A 2,251-nucleotide genomic window follows, 5' to 3' on the forward strand; every position below is an offset into this window, starting at 1 on the left:
ACTGCCGAAGCCGATGTTGACCTGGTAGCGGTCTTCACGCTTAAGACGTTCGAAGTCACCGTTACTGCCGAGCCTGAAGAGGGCGGAGTAGTCAGCGGAGGCGGCACTTACGATTGTGGCAGTGAAGTCACCGTAGTGGCCACTCCCGCAGACTGTTACGACTTCGACGGCTGGTTCGTGGGTGAGACTCTCGTCAGCGAAGATGCAGAGTACACATTTACTGCCGAAGCCGATGTCGACCTGGTAGCGGTCTTCACGCTTAAGACGTTCGAAGTCACCGTTACTGCCGAGCCTGAAGAGGGCGGAGTAGTCAGCGGAGGCGGCACTTACGACTGCGGAACAGAAGTGACAGTAACTGCCGAAGCCGATGAGTGCTATGACTTCGTGGGCTGGTTCGTGGGTGAGACTCTCGTCAGCGAAGACGCAGAGTACACATTCACTGCCGAAGCCGATGTTGACCTGGTGGCAGTTTTCACCATCAAGACCTACGTGGTTACTTCAACAGCTGGAGAAGACGGGGCAGTCGATCCCGAAGGCGAAACGGTAGTCGATTGTGGCGACGATCTTCTGTTCACTTTCACTCCCGACGAGGGTTATGGCGTTGACCAGGTAACGGTCGATGGCGTTCCCGTCGATGTAGTCGGTTCTCCAGATACAACCGATAAGACCTACAATCTTGAAGATATACGCGATAATCACGCTATAGACGCTACTTTCAAGCAGGTCTTCTTTGTAACCGATTTTGATTTCCAGGCTCAAAGTCCTTTGGGAAATAGATATGACGTATATATCGAAGTCGATCCGGAAGTCACTCTACTGAAATTCTCTTATCCCGACAATGATACTGAGCTTCCTGTTCCTGAAGCACCAGTAGTCGGAGGAGTAGCCAATATCGTCAATTTCTTCACGCTTGATGATGCGGATTTCCTTTTGATAAGAGCATTTACGGCCGACGGTAATCTTTTGGCGGAACTAGTAGTGGAATTGGATTACAGCGAGGCCTTCCTGAAGGTTGCAACATTTACTCCAAAGGAAGAATGGTCTTTGCCTTCCGCAGTCATCTATGACGTTCATATCGAAGTATCCGACAATGTGGATAAGGTCGAATTCGCGTATCCCGGCAATCCAGAGGCCGAACCGATACCTGCAATGGCCGTTCCAGTCGGTGGAGTAATAGACATAGAAATGAACTCTGTGGATTTCGATGCCGAAGAGATAACCGTCATGGCATACAGCGGTGCCGAGCTGCTGGTTTCCAAGAACTTCGATCTCTTGAAAGTTATAGAGGCAACCTGTGAGTTTGTCGCTGATTATCCGATCCTGGGTATTTCCGAGTACAAATTCACCGTAGTTGTTAATTCACCATTCTGTGCTTCCATCGAGTTTGCCGCAGATGGAGAAATACAGGTGATTGAAGGTAATCCCTTTGTGGTACCGGATCTTGGCACTTATGAGTTCCGAGTCTTTGTAGCTTCCGAATTGAACAGGGTTGACGTCATGGCTAAGGACGCTGCGGACGATAAAATAGCTGAGAGAAACATTGATCTTCCTTAGTATCAGTTAATTATTGGTTTCCAGAGAAGTACTGAGTAGTGTTTATGGAATACAGGTTTTGCAAGTTAGTCTTTGTTATGATTGAGTTGAACCTAAAAAGGAGGTTGAGTTTGCATGCTTAAACGCAAGGGTTTCTACGGTCTCGTACTGGCAATAGTCGTACTAACGCTTTTCTTGCCTGCATGTTTCAAACTTGGCGGAGAACCCTCGATTGATGCTGAATTCACTCTGACCCGTGAGATTGCTCTCATGGGAATCAGCGAATTTGCCTTCAGTGTCGATGTAAAGGGAGTAAAGGATGCGGCGGTTGTCGAGTTCGACAACGGGATGCCTTCCGTAACGCTTAGCGGAGGCAAGGCCGAATCAAGATTCTTCGCGAACAATGGGACAGGCGAAGTGACACTCTTAGTTAGAGACTCCAGGGGTGTGGAGCTTCTAAAGAAGACAGTTACGCTTGAAGAAACAAAGTCAACATTCGACATGGCAGCAGTGGAAGACAAGACGGGAATCTATGTACTCATAGACGGAGATCTTATCTTCTACTCTCTCGAATGCCTTGAGAACATGACATTCGCAGAGAAGGTCGAGCTGCTCATTGAAGTAATACTTGTGAACGATTCTTATGTTGTAATTCAATCGGGAGAAGATGCGTGGATCTGGGACTTTGCAACATATCCAAACAATCCGAAGTATGACC

2 protein-coding genes are annotated in these 2,251 nt (G+C 48.2%); both read left to right on the forward strand.

From position 1 onward, the window contains the following. Positions 1–1,554 (forward strand): InlB B-repeat-containing protein (locus tag BG32_RS11205; protein WP_183084330.1); only part of this gene is annotated, 1,554 nt, incomplete at its 5' end. A gap of 114 nt (positions 1,555–1,668) precedes the next feature. Next, positions 1,669–2,251: hypothetical protein (locus tag BG32_RS11210; RefSeq protein ID WP_147434985.1), on the forward strand; the 583-nt coding region annotated here is incomplete at its 3' end.

The sequence above is a fragment of the Mesotoga sp. HF07.pep.5.2.highcov genome, from assembly GCF_003666285.1.
GTDB lineage: Bacteria > Thermotogota > Thermotogae > Petrotogales > Kosmotogaceae > Mesotoga > Mesotoga prima.